The organism is Herbidospora cretacea, assembly GCF_001570605.1.
Taxonomy (GTDB): domain Bacteria; phylum Actinomycetota; class Actinomycetes; order Streptosporangiales; family Streptosporangiaceae; genus Herbidospora; species Herbidospora cretacea.
Map to the genome: position 1 here is coordinate 224,439 of NZ_BBXG01000002.1, position 15,160 is coordinate 239,598.

The 15,160-nt window shown below is 68.7% G+C and carries 14 protein-coding genes; 10 read left to right on the forward strand and 4 right to left on the reverse strand.

Annotated features, from left to right (window positions below):
- Positions 1-287: 287 nt before the first annotated feature.
- The 3 genes from AW270_RS03540 (at position 288) to AW270_RS03550 (ending at position 5,465) form a co-directional block, all read left to right on the forward strand.
- Entirely contained in the window at positions 288-2,855 is a 2,568-nt protein-coding gene (locus AW270_RS03540; RefSeq protein ID WP_157521661.1) for a transglycosylase domain-containing protein, read from the forward strand.
- A gap of 138 nt (positions 2,856-2,993) precedes the next feature.
- Positions 2,994-4,253 carry a glycosyltransferase family 87 protein gene (locus AW270_RS03545; RefSeq protein WP_245674554.1) on the forward strand — a complete coding sequence of 420 codons (1,260 nt, stop codon included), beginning with the start codon at positions 2,994-2,996 and terminating at the stop codon, positions 4,251-4,253.
- Between the two features lie 3 nt (positions 4,254-4,256).
- A complete protein-coding gene (locus AW270_RS03550) occupies positions 4,257-5,465 on the forward strand; it encodes a glycosyltransferase family 87 protein (protein WP_061290571.1) in 1,209 nt (402 codons plus the stop codon).
- 60 nt (positions 5,466-5,525) lie between these two features.
- On the opposite strand, the gene AW270_RS03555 is transcribed toward AW270_RS03550, so the two are convergent.
- The gene (locus AW270_RS03555; RefSeq protein WP_174549838.1) at positions 5,526-6,299 is read right to left on the reverse strand and encodes a deoxyribonuclease IV; all 774 of its coding nucleotides are present in this window, start codon (positions 6,297-6,299) and stop codon (positions 5,526-5,528) included.
- A 111-nt stretch (positions 6,300-6,410) separates the two neighbouring features.
- Between AW270_RS03555 and AW270_RS39400 the strand changes: the two genes are divergently transcribed.
- Complete coding sequence (locus AW270_RS39400; RefSeq protein WP_169807248.1) at positions 6,411-6,587, forward strand: hypothetical protein; 177 nt, start codon at positions 6,411-6,413, stop codon at positions 6,585-6,587.
- Positions 6,588-6,647: 60 nt separating this feature from the next.
- Here AW270_RS39400 and AW270_RS03560 read toward each other — a convergent pair whose 3' ends face one another.
- The gene (locus tag AW270_RS03560) at positions 6,648-6,956 is read right to left on the reverse strand and encodes a hypothetical protein (protein ID WP_061290573.1); all 309 of its coding nucleotides are present in this window, start codon (positions 6,954-6,956) and stop codon (positions 6,648-6,650) included.
- Positions 6,957-7,122: 166 nt separating this feature from the next.
- On the opposite strand from AW270_RS03560, the gene rpsF reads away from it, so the two are divergent.
- The 4 genes from rpsF to rplI all read left to right on the forward strand — a co-directional run bounded on the left by rpsF (position 7,123) and on the right by rplI (position 8,807).
- A complete protein-coding gene (rpsF, locus tag AW270_RS03565; protein WP_030452633.1) occupies positions 7,123-7,413 on the forward strand; it encodes a 30S ribosomal protein S6 in 291 nt (96 codons plus the stop codon).
- 68 nt (positions 7,414-7,481) lie between these two features.
- Complete coding sequence (locus AW270_RS03570; protein ID WP_061290575.1) at positions 7,482-8,042, forward strand: single-stranded DNA-binding protein; 561 nt, start codon at positions 7,482-7,484, stop codon at positions 8,040-8,042.
- Positions 8,043-8,105: 63 nt separating this feature from the next.
- On the forward strand, positions 8,106-8,342 hold the full coding sequence (gene rpsR / locus AW270_RS03575; protein ID WP_030452635.1) for a 30S ribosomal protein S18: 237 nt from the start codon (positions 8,106-8,108) through the stop codon (positions 8,340-8,342).
- A gap of 18 nt (positions 8,343-8,360) precedes the next feature.
- Positions 8,361-8,807 (forward strand): 50S ribosomal protein L9, encoded by a 447-nt coding sequence (gene rplI / locus AW270_RS03580; RefSeq protein ID WP_061290577.1) that lies wholly within the window; start codon positions 8,361-8,363, stop codon positions 8,805-8,807.
- 49 nt (positions 8,808-8,856) lie between these two features.
- On the opposite strand, the gene AW270_RS03585 is transcribed toward rplI, so the two are convergent.
- Positions 8,857-10,170, reverse strand: coding sequence for an MATE family efflux transporter (locus tag AW270_RS03585; RefSeq protein WP_061290579.1), 1,314 nt, complete (start codon positions 10,168-10,170; stop codon positions 8,857-8,859).
- 261 nt (positions 10,171-10,431) lie between these two features.
- Here AW270_RS03585 and dnaB point away from each other — a divergent pair, with 261 nt between their 5' ends.
- Both dnaB and AW270_RS03595 read left to right on the forward strand, forming a co-directional pair.
- Positions 10,432-12,987: a replicative DNA helicase gene (dnaB, locus tag AW270_RS03590; protein WP_061290581.1), complete on the forward strand. Its 2,556-nt coding sequence runs from the start codon at positions 10,432-10,434 to the stop codon at positions 12,985-12,987.
- 55 nt (positions 12,988-13,042) lie between these two features.
- On the forward strand, positions 13,043-14,431 hold the full coding sequence (locus AW270_RS03595) for a hypothetical protein (protein ID WP_061290583.1): 1,389 nt from the start codon (positions 13,043-13,045) through the stop codon (positions 14,429-14,431).
- Here the strand turns inward: AW270_RS03595 and AW270_RS03600 are convergent.
- A complete protein-coding gene (locus tag AW270_RS03600) occupies positions 14,413-15,156 on the reverse strand; it encodes a metallophosphoesterase (protein ID WP_061290585.1) in 744 nt (247 codons plus the stop codon). The genes AW270_RS03595 and AW270_RS03600 overlap by 19 nt on opposite strands.
- Positions 15,157-15,160 lie beyond the last annotated feature (4 nt).

Genomic DNA, 15,160 nt, shown 5'->3' on the forward strand with positions numbered 1-15,160 from the left:
GCCCGGGACAGACGGGCGGCCCCTCGGAGGGTGCCGGTCGTGCGCCCCGACCTGGGCGGCGCCGTCGCTCGCCCGCCGAATCGGCTCCCCCTCAGGCACCGCAGCCCCCGCAGCAGCCGACCGGCGGCTGGGGACAGCCCCCCGCCCCGCAGCACCCCGCGCCGCACCCCGGCCAACATCCCGGCCAGCACCCTGGCCAGCACCCTGGCCAAAATCCCGGCCAGCATCCCGGCCAGCGGCCCCAGCCGAGCCGCCGCCAGGAGGCCGCCTTCGAGGACACCGCCTCCATGGGCGCCGTCCCACCCCCGGCGGGCGCAGGCCCCGGGATGGGTCCGGGCGCCGGCGGCCCCGGCCAGCCCACCCGCATCGGCCGCCCACCCGGCGGACCCGCCGGGAACCTGCCCTACCCGCAAGGTCCCAGGCCGGGCGCGCCGCAGCGTCCCGTCGAGGGCGAGTCGACCCAGATGATGGGCGCCAACGGCGGTCGCCGCCGCCGGGGCGGCCCGCCGCAGGCCCTGCCCGCCGGTGGTCCCGGCGGACCTGGCGGCCCGCGTGGCCCGCAGGGCCCCGACGACTTCGACGACGACGACGACGAGAAGCCGCGCCGCACCGGCTGGCGCCGGTTCGTGCCCAACTGGAAGATCGTCGTGGCGGGCGTCACGGTGACCGTCGCCGGGGTGTTCGGGATGATCGCGATCGCCTACGCGAACACCCCCGTCCCCGACAAGAACGACGCGCAGGCCGAGGCGCTGGCCCAGGGCAGCACCGTCTACTACGCCGACGGCAAGACCCCGATCGCCCACCTGGGCACAAAGCGCGTCATCGTCGACATCACCAAGATCTCCACCACGTTCCAGGACGCGGTCATCGCGATCGAGAACGACACCTTCCGCGAGGACTCGGGCATCTCCATCCCCGCGATGTTCCGGTCGGTGTGGATGACCGCCACCGGCCAGCAGCTCCAGGGCGCCTCGACGATCACCCAGCAGATGGCCCGTAACTACTACGACGGCCTGAGCCAGGAGGTCTCGTTCAAGCGCAAGGTCATGGAGATCTTCGTCGCGGTGAAGATCAACAAGACGATGGAGAAGGACGAGATCCTGGAGCAGTACCTCAACACGATCAACTTCGGCCGCGCCTACGGCATCGAGGCCGCCGCGCAGGCCTACTTCGGCAAGAAGGCCACCGCCGCCAACCTGACCGTCGAGCAGGCGGCCTACCTGGCCGCCCGCGTCCAGACCCCGAGCTGGTCGGCGGACGAACCGGCGCTCCAGTCGCGTTTCAAGGACGTCCTGAACGCGATGGCCAGGCTCAACCCGGAGAAGTACGGCAACCTGCCGGCCACGGCCAAGTTCCCCAAGACGGTCAAGGACCCCAACCTCGTCAACGAGATGGGCGGCCTGAAGGGCTACATGGTCTCCGTGGTCATCAACGAGCTCATCAAGCAGCGCGGCATGACCGAAGACCAGATCAAGAGCAGCGGCTACAAGATCGTCTCCACCTTCGACCCGAAGCTCATGAAGACCGCCCAGCGGGTCGTCAAGAGCGTCATGTCCGGTGTGCCGAACAACCGCGAGGTGCACGCCAGCCTGGCGGCCGTCGACCCGACCAACGGCCGGGTGATCGCCTTCTACGGCGGCGACGACTACGTCAAGGACAGCTGGAACGAGCCCTTCGACTCCGCCAAGCAGGCCGCCTCGGCGTTCAAGCCCTACGTGCTGGCCGCCTGGCTGGAGGCCGGCTACAGCCTGAACAGCTGGCTGCCCGGCAACGAGACCGTGCCGAAGGAGATCCCCGGCCAGGCCAGGGGCGGTTTCACCAACGACCACGGCGGCCCGGCGGCGGTCACCGCGATCACCGCGACCTCGGCCTCGGTCAACACCGCCTACGTCTCGATGGCCTACAAGCTCGACCAGGACGCCGGGACGGTCGGCAAGCTCAGCGCGGTCCGTGAGATCGTGCTCGACTCAGGCTTCTCCGAGAAGCGCATGGACGCCGACATCAAGCGCGGCAACTACCAGTTCTCGATCGGCTCGGCCCCGGTCACCGCGGTCGAGCAGGCCGCCGGATATTCGATCTTCGCCAACGCCGGCAAGCACGTGAACTACCACGTGGTCAAGGGTGTCTACCTGGGCAAGGAGCTCAAGTACCCCGAGCGCAAGCCGGTCAAGCAGGTCATCTCGCCCGAGGCGTCGGCCGACGCGGTCGTCGCCCTGGAAGAGGTCCTCAAGTCCGGCACGGCCGGCGGCCAGGGCATCGGCCGCCCGGCCGGCGGCAAGACCGGCACCAACAACGAGGAGAAGGAGGCCTGGTTCGTGGGGTTCACCCCGCAGGTCTCCACCGCCGTCGGCATGTACCGCGAGGAGTGCCGGACCAAGAGCGGCAAGGTCGTCCCCCCGGTCGACGCGCGCTGCCCCTGGTGGAAGGGCAAGTCGCAGGAGAAGAGCGACCCCAAGTTCACGATGGCCAACCCGTACAGCGAGCCCTATGAGGTGTCGCTGGGCTTCGCGGGCGCCAGCTTCCCGACGCGCATCTGGCGGGAGTTCATGCTGGAGGCGCACAAGAACAAGGAAGTCGTGCAGTTCCCGCCGAAGGCCGGGATCGGCAGCCCCGAGGACATCGTGCCCAGCCCGACCCCGACGCCCAAGCCGTCGGAGGAGGTCGTCGAGGAGCCGAGCCTCCCCTGGGAGGAGGACGGTCAGCCCGGCGAGAGCGAGTGCTTCCCCGGCGCCCCCGACTGTGAGGTCGACATCCCGAGCGAGGGCGGCGCGGAGGATCCCTTCGACCCGTTCAGTTCACCGGCCACACCGGCGCAGCCACAGGCGAATCCGGCGTCCACCGGACGGCGCTCCTAAGGCCGCCTGATAGACAAAGGTCGGGGTGTCGCCGGTACAGTGCGACACCCCGACACCTGATCGAATGGCCTCATGATGACCCGGACGACAGAAGCTCCCGGGCCGCGCGCGGCGGTCGTAAACGGACTCATTCCGTATGTGCCGCTAGGGCTGCTGGCCTCGTTGGGCGCGATCCTGGCCTATTACTGGAAGTCGGCCTGCCGGTTCGGCGGAGCCTGGAATTCCGGGATCGATCAGTACACGAACTTCTGCTACACCGACATCTATCCGCTCTGGTTCGCGCGCGGCCTGAATGAAGGAAAGATCCCTTACATTCAGGGCGACGTCGAATATCCCGTCGGCATCGGCGGGATCATGGAGCTCGTGCGCCGGCTGTCGTTCGGCGACGCGGTCCGCTTCTACGACATCACCGTGATCATCATGGGCGTCTCCCTGGTGATCGGTGTGCTGTGCATGGCCGCGCTGGCCGGGCCGACCCGTAAGTGGGACGCCCTCTGGTACGCGCTGGCGCCGGCGGTCATCCTGTCCGCGTACATCAACTGGGACCTGGCCGCCGGAGCGCTCGCGCTCGGCGGGCTGCTCGCCTGGGCGCGGGAACGCCACTACTGGGCCGGGGCGCTGCTGGCGCTGGCGGTGGCGACCAAGTTCTACCCGCTGATGTTCCTCGGGGCGATCTTCCTGCTGACCGTCCGCACCGCCAAGTGGGTGCCGTTCCTGAAGATGCTGGGCGCGGCGGTCGGGGTGTGGCTGCTGGCCAACGTGCCGATCATGATCGCCAACTTCGACGGCTGGACGCGCTTCTACACCTTCAGCAGCGAGCGCGGGGTCGACTGGGGCGGCCTGTGGTTCTTCTTCCAGAAGTACCAGTGGGGAATCCTGGCCGACGGCGAACACCTCAACCTGATGGCGATGATCGCGGTGGGCCTGCTCCTGCTCGGCATCGCGATCCTCACGCTGACCGCCCCGACCCGGCCCCGGCTGATGCAGATCTGCTTCCTGGCGCTGGCCGCGTTCATGGTCACCAACAAGGTCTGGTCGCCCCAGTACGTGCTGTGGCTGATGCCCTTCGCGGTGCTCGCCCGGCCGAAGTGGCCCTCGCTCGCGGTGTGGCAGGTGACCGAGGTCTGGTACTTCTTCGCCATCTGGCTCTACTTCGTCGGGATGGACCCGGCCCACGCCGCGCAGGGCATCGGCGACGGGCCCTACTTCCTGGCCGTGTGGGCGCGGGCGCTGGCGGTCGTCGGGCTGATGGCGCTGGTCGTGCTCGACATCCTGATGCCCGACCGCGACGTGGTCAGGGTCGCCGGGATCGACGACCAGGCGGGCGGGGTGTTCGACGGGGCGCCCGACCGGTTCGTGCTCAGACGCCGCCGCCCGGCCACGACCGAAGTGAGCTGAGGCATGCGCTATGCCGCGCCGGTGTGGCTGCTGACGCGCGTCCTCGTCTTCCTGGCCGCGATGCAGATCATCCCGGTGGGCTTCCCGATGTCGTTCGAGAACGACATCCGGCTCTACTCCGACTGGTCGAACGTCCTGCTCAGCGGCCAGTTCCCCGACAACGACGACAAGTGGCAGTATCCGCCGTTCGCGGCGGTGCCGATGCTGGTGCCCCACCTGCTGCCGTTCCTCGACTACCTGGTGTCGTTCTTCGTCATCTCGATCCTGTGCGACCTGGGGATCCTGCTGCTGATCCGGCGGTTCTGCCGGCGCACCGGCGGCGGGCTCGGGGCGGTGTGGGCGTGGGTGGCCGGGCCGGTCCTGCTGGGGCCGCTGCTGATCGCCCGCTACGACCTGATGGTGGCGATCTTCGCGGTGGCCGCGCTGACCGCGTCGGTCGACCCGGCGGTCCGGGGGCTGTTCGTCGGCATCGGGTTCTCGATCAAGGTGTGGCCGATCGCGCTGCTGGCCGGGCTGCGGCGCTGGCGCGAACTGCTCACCGGCGGCGCCTCGGCGCTGGCCGCGACCGTGGTGGCCTGCGGCGCGACCGCGCTGATCATGCCCAACGCGCTCGACTTCCTCACCGCGCAGCAGGAGCGCGGGCTCCAGGTCGAGTCGATGGCCGCGACGCCGTTCGTGCTGCTGCGCGCCGTCGGCCTGTGGGACGGCTTCTCCACCTACCAGCACGGCGCGATGGAACTGGCCGGGTCGGGGGTCGAGACCGCCACCCGGCTCGCCATCCTGGCCACCCCGCTCGCGGCGGTGCTGCTCCTGGTGTGGTGGCTGCGGGCCCACCCGACCGAGGCCACGTTCTACGACGCGGCCCTGACGACGGTGCTGTTCCTCGTGCTGACCAGCCGGGTGCTGTCACCCCAGTACATGATCTGGCTCATCGGCCTGGCCGCCGTGGTGTTCTCGGTGCCGGGGTCGAGCCAGAAACCGGTCGCCTGGCTGCTGCTGGCGGCCACGCTGCTGACCGGGATCACCTATCCGTGGGTCGAGGAAGACTACTCGTGGAAGGGCGACCTGCCCGGGACCCTGGTCCTGGTCGCCCGCAACGTGGTCTTGCTGGTGGCGGCGGTGGAGTCGTTCAGACGCCTGTGGACGAGCACACGACGACCCCCGGTTCAAGACTCCGACGGGCAGGAACGAGAAGCCGTACCCACTTCTTGATCGTGGGAATCCGCAGACTTTATCCACAGGCTGTGGAAGAGTTCGCGCTCGGGATCTGCCTCAAGACAGGTTCTTCCTGAGGAAGGCGATGTCCTCGGCCTGGCCGTCGCCGGGCGTCTCGACCACGATCGGGGCGCCCGCCTGGCGGCAGATCTCCAGGATGAGCTCGGGGTCGATCTGGCCGTGGCCCAGGTTCGTGTGACGGTCGGCGCCCGAGTCGAACGCGTCGCGCGAATCGTTGCAGTGGACCAGGTCGATGCGGCCGGTGATGGCCATGACCCGGTCGACGATGCCCTCCAGGTCCTCCCCGGCGGCGTGGGCGTGGCAGGTGTCGAGACAGAACCCGATCTTCTCGGGCTCGCGGGCCTTCGAGGTCACCGCGTCCCACAGGCGCGCGATGGTGTCGAGGTGGCGGGTCATCGCGTTGTCGCCGCCGGCGGTGTTCTCGATCAGGACGGGGATCGGGCAGTCCATCCGCTCGAAGACCTTGCCCCAGTTGTCGAAGCCCTTCTGCGGATCCTCGCCCTTGTTCAGGTGGCCGCCGTGCACGATCAGCCCGGTCGCGCCGATCTCGGCGGCGGCCTTGAGCTGGCCCTCCAGCAGCTTGCGGCTGGGGATGCGGATGCGGTTGTTCGTCGTGGCGACGTTGATCAGATAGGGAGCGTGGACGAAGACCTGAACGTCAGAATCGCGGATCGCGTCGGCGCTCTCGGGCATGACCGGGCCCTTGAACCCCTGCGGATCACCGAGGAAGAACTGGACCACCTCGGCCTCCCGGGCGGCGGCGTGGGCCAGCGGGTCGTCCTGGTCGACATGAGCTCCGATTCGCACCATGCCTTCGAGCCTAACGGGCTTTTCGCGGGCGTTTCAAAGGTGATCGTCCGGGCAGTCGCGAGTGCGGTTGACGCGCCCTGCGACTCGCGCGTCGCGACATAAGGAGACGACATGCGCTACCGGGTCGGGAGCTTCATCCTGCTGATCTACATCCTGGTCGGCATTTACGTGGCGTGGACCTACGACTACCTCACGCCCGGCATTCTGCGAGACATCGCCGAAGCCCTTCTTTCGATCTTCCTCTGGTTCCTCGTCCTGCTGGGCGTGGATCTGCATATCGGTAAGTGACTTCGCCTTTCATGCGAAAAGGGCCGTGGCGGTGAGCCACGGCCCTTTTCGTAAGTGTGCTCAGACGAAGCCGCCGTGCGCGATGCCCAGACCGACGCCGACGAAGGAGGCGACGATGCCCATGATGTTGAACACCCGCTGAGGCGTCGTCACCGAGATGAACTGGGAGAACAGTCCGGTGACGAAGCCGACCGCGCCCAGCCACGACGCCGGGACGTGCAGGGACACGACGAACCCGAAGACGAAGGCGAACACCCCGATCACGAACACCGACAGGCACAGGGTGTTCTGGAGGCGATGAGGCCGGCCGTCGGTGTTGAGCGTGAACCTGCGCGGCGGTTGTGTGACGGGATCCAAGATGTGTGGCATTGGCGCCACCCCCTTCTCCTATCCTCCACCGTTGATTCCCGTGCGGGACGGGACACAACCGCCGCCCTGGTAGCCTTGACAGGCCGCGTCTGCTAAGGACGCGTGTTTTTCCTCCTGTCACGGCAAGTCGTCGTGGCCGCAGAGTCCAGAGGAGGTTGGATTCCGCATGCGTCGATACGAGATGATGGTCATCCTCGACCCGTCCCTCGATGAGCGCACCGTGCAGCCCTCACTCGACCAGTTCCTCGCCGTCGTCCGCAACGACGGTGGCACTGTCGAGAAGGTCGAGGTCTGGGGCCGCCGTCGGCTGTCCTACGACATCGACAAGAAGTCCGAGGGCATCTACGCCGTCGTCGACCTGTCGGCCGAGCCGGCCACGGTCAAGGAGCTGGACCGCCAGCTCAACCTCAATGAGGGCATTCTTCGTACGAAGGTGCTGCGTCCCGAACTTCACTGACGTTTTGTCGGAGCCTGGCTTTACGCTGGGCGACTAATACGTCGGCGGGATACGAAAGGCAACGACCGATGGCAGCAGGCGACACCACAATCACCATCGTCGGCAACCTTGTCGACGACCCCGAGCTCCGCTTCACGCCCACGGGGCAGGCGGTGGCCCGGTTCCGCATCGCGTCCACTCCGCGGTTCCTCGACAAGCAGACCAACGAGTGGAAAGACGGAGAGGGCCTGTTCCTCACCTGCAACGTCTGGCGTCAGGCGGCGGAGAACGTCGCCGAGAGCCTCCAGCGCGGCATGCGGGTGATCGTGCAGGGCCGGCTGCGCCAGCGGTCGTACGACACCAAGGAAGGCGAGAAGCGCACCGTCTACGAGGTCGAGGTCGACGAAGTCGGCCCCTCGCTGCGCAACGCCACCGCCAAGGTCAACAAGACGGCCCGTCAGGGCGGCGGCGGAGGCGGCTTCGGCGGCCCCGCCAACGACCCCTGGGCCTCGGCGTCCCCGGCCCCGTCCGGTGGCGGCGGCTTCCAGGGCGGCGGCGGTAACAGCGGCGGTGGCGGCGGCTACGGCGGCGGCAGCCCTCAGGGCGGCGGCGGCTTCGGCGGCGACTACAGCGACGAACCGCCTTTCTAAATCCACCCGTAATAACCGAGCGACCATTCCCGCCTCGCGCGGGGCTCTGAAAGGAGCACCACGATGGCCAAGCCGGCACTGCGCAAGCCCAAGAAAAAGGTTTGCCTGTTCTGCCACGACAAGATTTCCTACGTCGACTACAAGGACACGGGCCTGCTGCGGAAGTTCATCTCCGACCGCGGCAAGATCCGCGCCCGCCGGGTGACGGGCAACTGCACCCAGCACCAGCGTGACGTCGCCACCGCGATCAAGAACGCCCGCGAGATGGCGCTGCTGCCCTACACCTCGACCGCGCGCTGAGAAAGGAGCCTTGGGAAAATGAAGCTCATTCTGACGACTGAGGTCTCCGGCCTCGGCGCCCCTGGCGACATCGTCGAGGTCAAGAACGGCTACGGCCGCAACTACCTCATCCCGCGCCAGTACGCGATCCTGTGGACCCGCGGCGCCGAGACCCAGATCTCCTCGATCAAGAAGGCGCGCGACGCCCGCGAGATCCGCGACCTGGGCACGGCCAAGGAGGTCGCCGGTCAACTGGGCGCCCTCAAGGTCAAGCTGAAGACCAAGGCCGGCGCTTCGGGCCGCCTCTTCGGCTCGATCACCACGGGCGACATCGCCGACGCCGTCAAGGCGGCCGGCGGCCCCACGCTCGACCGCCGTCGCATCGTCATCGACAACGCGATCAAGACCACCGGCACCCACCGGGTCAGCGTCAAGCTGCACCCCGAGGTCGCCGCCGCGGTCGACATCGAGGTCCTGGCCAGCTAGCCGGTCCTTCGACGTGAGCCCCCTCCGGCGCGAGCCGGCGGGGGCTCTGTCATGTCCGGGTCACGCGCGAGGTCATGGTGGGGCCGCTGACCAGCCATTTCGAGCCGTAGGCGCGGGTGCCCAGAGTGGCGAGGCGGGCGGCCATCCAGACGCCCATGGCCAGCCACAGGCCCGGCAGGCTGCTCGCGACCAGGGCGACCGGGAGGAAGGCGACGGTGGTCCCGACCGCCGCCCAGGCCAAATAGCGCTGGTCCCCCGCGCCGATCAGCACCCCGTCCAGGACGAACACCACGCCCGCGAGGGGCTGGAGCAGGGCCACGATCCAGATGATCGACGTGAGCGCGGCCGTGACCGCGGCGTCGGCGTCGAAGATCCTGGGGATGACCGGCGTGGCGGCCAGCACCCCCAGGCCGAGCACCACACCCGAGCCGACGCCCCACAGGATCATCCGCCACGTCGCCCGCCGCGCGGCCGTCACCGCCCCCGCGCCCAGTTGACGGCCGATGATCGCCTGCCCGGCGATCGCGATGGCGTCGAGGGCGTAGGCGAGCAGGGTCCAGATCTGGAAGACGATCCCGTGCGCGGCCACCTGGGCGGTGCCCATCCGGGCCGCCATCACGGTGGCCACGATCAGCACGATCCGCAGGCAGACCGTTCTGATCAGGATCGCGATCCCGGCCAGGCCGGAGGCCTTGATCCCGGGGACGTCGGGACGCAGCGACGCGCCGTCCCTGCGAGCCCCCCGGACGACCATGACCAGGTAGGTCACCGCCATGAGGGTCTGCGCGGCGGCGGTGCCGGAGGCGGAGCCGGCCAGGCCCCAGTCGAGGCCGAGGACGAACCACGCGTTGAGCGCCGCGTTCAGGGCGAACCCGCCGACGGAGACGACCAGGGGAGTCACCGTGTCCTGGAGACCGCGCAGGACGCCCGTGCCGGCGAGGACCAGGAGCATGCCCGGAGCGCCGAGCAGGCTGACGCGCAGATAGGTCACGGCGTCGTCGACGACGCCCGGTTCGGCTCCCACCAGGCCGACCAGCCACGGCGCCAGCGGCCAGCAGACCACGACCACGGCCAGACCGATTCCCGCCGCGAGCCACAGTCCGTCCATCCCGCGCTGGACGGCCTCCCGCCGCGCCCCGGCTCCGATCCCGCGCGCCACGGCGGCGGTGGTGCCGTAGGCCAGGAACACGCATAGATTGACGACGGTCGCGAGAATCGTGCCCGCGACGCTCAGCGCGGCGAGGGAGCCGGTGCCGAGGCGTCCGACGATGGCGTAGTCGGCCAGCAGGAAGAGGGGTTCGGCGACGAGCGCCGCGAACGCGGGGATGGCGAGCCGGAGGATCTCGCGATCGTCGGGGGACATGAAGTCATTCTGCCGGGCCGGAAAATTCTTTTATCCACAGGGGGTGGATAACGTATGTGCAGCTCAGAGCGTTATCCACAGACATGTGGAAAGGTTGTCCACAGGCTAATCCCCAAGCTACCCACACCCTTGAGGGCTTCGTCCACAGGTTGTCCACAGAGTTATCCACAGGGCCGCGTTGCTGATGGCGAGAGGTGGCGGGAAACTGTCGGAGGCGTCATCTACAAATGAGGGTGGGTGCGAGCGAGGGGGGAGGGCCAAGTGAGCGTCGTCGACTTCTCCGGCGGGCCTTCCGAGCCGTCGTTCGAGCGAACCCCGCCCCACAACATCGAGGCCGAGCAGTCCGTCCTCGGCGGCATGATCCTCTCCAAGGACGCCATCGCCGACGTCGTGGAAGTCCTCCGCTCCGACGACTTCTACCGCCCGGCCCACCAGATCATCTACGAGATCATCACCGACCTCTACGGCCGGGGCGAGCCCGCCGACGCCGTCACGGTCTTCAGTGACCTGCAACGCCGCGGCGAGGTCGGCCGCGTGGGCGGCGGGGCCTACCTCCACACCCTGACCGCCGTCGTCCCCACCGCCGCCAACGCGGGCTACTACGCGAAGATCGTCCGCGAACAGGCCGTGCTCCGCCGCCTCATCGAGGCCGGCACCCGCATCGTCTCCTACGGCTACGGCGGCCAGAACGAAGAGGTCGACGACCTGGTCGACCGCGCCCAGGCCGAGATCTACAAGGTCACCGAGCGCCGCACCTCCGAGGACTATCTGCCGCTCTCGGAGATCATGCCCGCCGCCCTCGACGAGATCGAGGCCATCGGCAGCCGGGGCGGCCAGATGGTCGGCGTCCCCACCGGCTTCCAGGACCTCGACGCCCTCACCAACGGCCTCCACCCCGGCCAGATGATCGTTGTCGCGGCCCGCCCGGCCATCGGCAAGGCCCTTGCCCTCGACACGCCACTTCCCACCCCGACCGGCTGGACGACCATGGGTGACGTGGCAGTCGGAGACCAGCTCATCGGCGCCGACGGCAAGCCGACGACAGTGGTGGCCGCGACCGAGATCCTCGAAGGCAGGCCCTGCTATGAGGTCGAGTTCAGTGATGGCGCGGTGCTCGTGGCCGACGCCCAGCATCAGTGGCTGACCAGAACTCGATCCGAGCGGCGCAACGGCCTTCCCGGTTCCGTCGTGACGACCGAGCAGATCGCTCAGACGCTCCGTCGTCCCTCTGCCGATCGGCGCCTCAACCACGCGGTGCCGGTCGCCTCCGGAGTGGTCCTGCCCGAGGCCGATCTGCCGGTGCCGCCTTACACGTTGGGTGTCTGGCTTGGCGACGGGAACAGTGCCACGGCGATGTACACGAGCGCGGATCCTGAGATCGCGCAGCACATCGAGGCCGAAGGTCTGCGCGTTGTCAGGGCCGGTGATTCGCTGCGCTATCGCATCCAGTTTTGCGAGGCAGAGGCGATCCCAGCCCGGACCTGTGTGGTCTGCGGTGCGTCGTTCGTGCCACGCACATCACAGGTGCGCACCTGCGGTCAGTCCTGTGGCGGCCGGGCCAGGTTCCTGTCGGCCCCGGTTCCCGCGCCGACCTGTCCCGATTGCGGCCGGCCGTCAACCGGGATGCGCCAGTGTCAGAAGTGCCGTGACAACCACGGAACCCTGCAGGCGGTGCTGCGCAGCATCGGTGTGCTGAACAACAAACACATTCCGGCGGGCTACCTTCGCGCGTCCGAGGAGCAGCGGCGGGCCCTGCTGGCCGGGCTGCTCGACACCGACGGTTACGTCAACAAGACGGGGACGGTCGTGCTCGCCCTGACCAACCGTCGGTTGGCGGAGAACGCCTGGGAGTTGGTGCTCAGTCTCGGCTACAAGGCCACCTGGACGGAGAAGCCCGTGCCTGGTCGCACCGTCGAGTCGTCGACCAGCTACGCCATCACGTTCACGCCGGCTGACCGGGTTTTCCGGCTCGCTAGAAAGGTCGCCCGACAGACTCTTCGCGATCACCCGACGACGCGACTGCGCTACATCACCGATGTCCGGCCGGTGGCAAGTGTGCCGGTGAGGTGCGTTGAGGTGGACAACGATGCCCACCTTTATCTCGCCGGGCGCACCTGGATCCCGACCCATAACTCGACGCTAGGGCTAGATTTCGCCCGTTCTGCGGCTATCAAGCATGGAATGACCACTGTGGTCTTCTCGCTGGAAATGTCCAGAAACGAGATCACCATGCGCCTGCTGTCCGCCGAGGCCAGGGTCGCCCTCCACTCCATGCGCTCCGGCATGATGAACGACGACGACTGGACCCGCATGGCCCGCCGCATGGGCGAGGTCGCGCAGGCCCCCCTGTTCATCGACGACTCCCCCAACATGTCGATGATGGAGATCCGGGCCAAGTGCCGCCGGTTGAAGCAGCGCAACGACCTCAAGTTCGTGATCGTCGACTACCTCCAGCTGATGAGCTCCCCGAAGAAGACCGAGAGCCGCCAGCAGGAAGTGTCGGAGCTGTCCCGTGCGCTCAAGCTCCTGGCCAAGGAGCTGGAGGTCCCCGTCATCGCGATCTCCCAGCTGAACCGTGGCCCGGAACAGCGAACCGACAAACGCCCACAAGTGAGCGATCTACGCGAATCGGGCTCGATCGAGCAGGACGCCGACATGGTCATCCTGCTCCACCGTGAAGACGCCTACGAGCGCGAGTCCCCGCGGGCCGGTGAGGCCGACCTGATCGTGGCCAAGCACCGAAACGGCCCCACCGCCACGGTGACCGTCGCCTTCCAGGGCCACTACAGCCGCTTCGTCGACATGGCCGCCCACTAGTCCAGGTGATCGTTAGGCTTCGGGCTTTCCGCCGGATCGCCTGGAGAGTCCCCCGATGCGCATGGCGAAGTTCTTCTGGTGGGCGGCCGTTCTGCTGTCGCTGTGGGAATTTCTGGTTCTGCTGGTCTCCCCCGACAGAGGCTCAGCCAGGGCCACGGTCGTCTGCATGAGCGCCGCCCCTCTGGAATTCGAGCCGCCAGGCTTTCCCGCCGTGGCGGCCGGAGCGCTGGACCTCTGGTTCACCCTGGCTCAGCCGGTGCTGCTGGGCCTGATCGGATTCTGGGCGATCAGGTCGAAAGGGAAGTGGGGTGTGGCGGCCCTGGGCCTGGTGGTCGCGGTCCTCCCGGTCGGGCTGAGCGAGGCGGCAGAGTGGCTGGCCCCGGACGAGCCGTTCCTGTGGCGGGAGTGCCTGAACGAGCAACTCCCCCAGCAGCCCGTCTCGGTTCCGTGGCTGGTGCTGACCTGGGTGAGCTCCCCCGCTGTCATGGTCGTCCTGGCCGGGATCGCGAAGGCGGATGTCCGGCCGGGGGCGAGGGACCTCGGCCGGGCCGCGGCGGCGTCGGCCGTCGTCGTGGCGGTCTCGCTGGTGCCGGTGCTGCTGGCCTCGCCGCCCGAGAACTCCGACGGCACGCCCCGCTACGCCGTGTCGGCAGGCGGTGGGCGGCCCTATGTCGTCGACCTTCAGACGGGGGAGCCGGTGAGCATGCTGCCTGCGGCGAGCCGGGCCTACGGCGCCTATCTGGAGATCGTCCGCGATGTCGAGCCCGATCGGTTCGTGGCCGCGCTGGCGAGCCGGTCGGGAAACCACTTCCGCCTCTATCGGCTGACCATGAACCCCGATGGCAGGTTCACGGTCGACGAGCGGCTGACCCCTACCATCAGGGGCTCGGCCAACGGCCTGGCGGTCTCGCCGCAGGGCCGGATCGCGTACGGCTACTCGACCGCCGCCGGGAGCTTCGTCGGCACGCTGGAGCGTGAATGGCCGGCCGGCGGGTGGGGCGTCCAATGGCTCGACGAGAGGACGCTGGCGCTGCCTGGCGACACCTCGCAGGTGAGCGGGCTGGCCACACTCGACGTCGGCACCGGGGTGGTAGGGAGCGTCCCGGTGCCCGACGCCAGTAAGGCGCTGCTGGTGCTTCCCGACGGGCGGCAGGTGCGGGCGGTCGGCTGGCCGACCCGGGAGGTCGTGCTGCACGACGGGGTGCGGCTGGTGAAGAAGCTGTTCACGATCGACTGCGGGCACATCGAGTCGGTGGTGGCCGCGCCGACCGGTCGTCATCTGCTGGTCGGGGTCGACCGGGCGGCCGAGGAGATGGACCGGAGCCCGATCGCGGGGCTGCCCCCGTGTGGGGGCGACCCGGCCCGGTTGGTGCGGGTCGACGTCGAGTCGGGGGCCGTGACGGTCGTGCCGGGGGAGAACGAGCCCTACGTCGAGGCCTGGTGAGGGACGACCCGATAGTGGGTGGCCAGGTGTTCGCCGTCGAACACGTGGAGGGCGAAGCCCGGCGGCTCGTCCAGAGTGACGGGCGGGCGGGCCTCGGTCTCGTAGGGCGTCAGGCTGGTGCTGACCACGCCGGGGCCGAGCAGCAGCGGCAGGCCGGCGAAGGTGGTGGCGCCGGCGGTGTGGGCGTGCCCGGAGATGACGGCGACCACGTTGGAGTGGCGGCCGAGCACGTCGGCCAGGTCGCCGGGGTTGCGCAGCCCGATGCCGTCCACATAGGGGACGTGGATGGTGGACGCCTGGTGGTGCATGCCCACGAACGCCTGTCCCGGCGCTTCGGCGAGGGTCTCGTCGAGCCAGGTCAGCGTCTCGGGGTCGAGCCGGCCCTCGGCGCGGCCGGGGATGCTCGAATCGGCCAGGACGATGCTGAACGTCCCCACCCGCAGCACCTGGTTCACCGGGGCGTCGCCGTCGGAGTCGAGCAGGACCTCGCGGAACGGGCCGCGTGAGTCGTGGTTGCCGGGGCAGATCAGCGTCGGGTGGCGGGTCGTGAGGATCTTGCGGGCGATCTCGTATTCGGCCGGGGATCCGTTGTCGGCGACGTCGCCCGTCACGATCACGGCGTCGACCGTCAGGCCGTCGATGTGGCGCATGACCTGTTCGGCGCGTTCGGTGGCGCGGGGTCCGCCGTCGATGTGGGTGTCGCTCACCTGGGCCACGACGATCATCGGC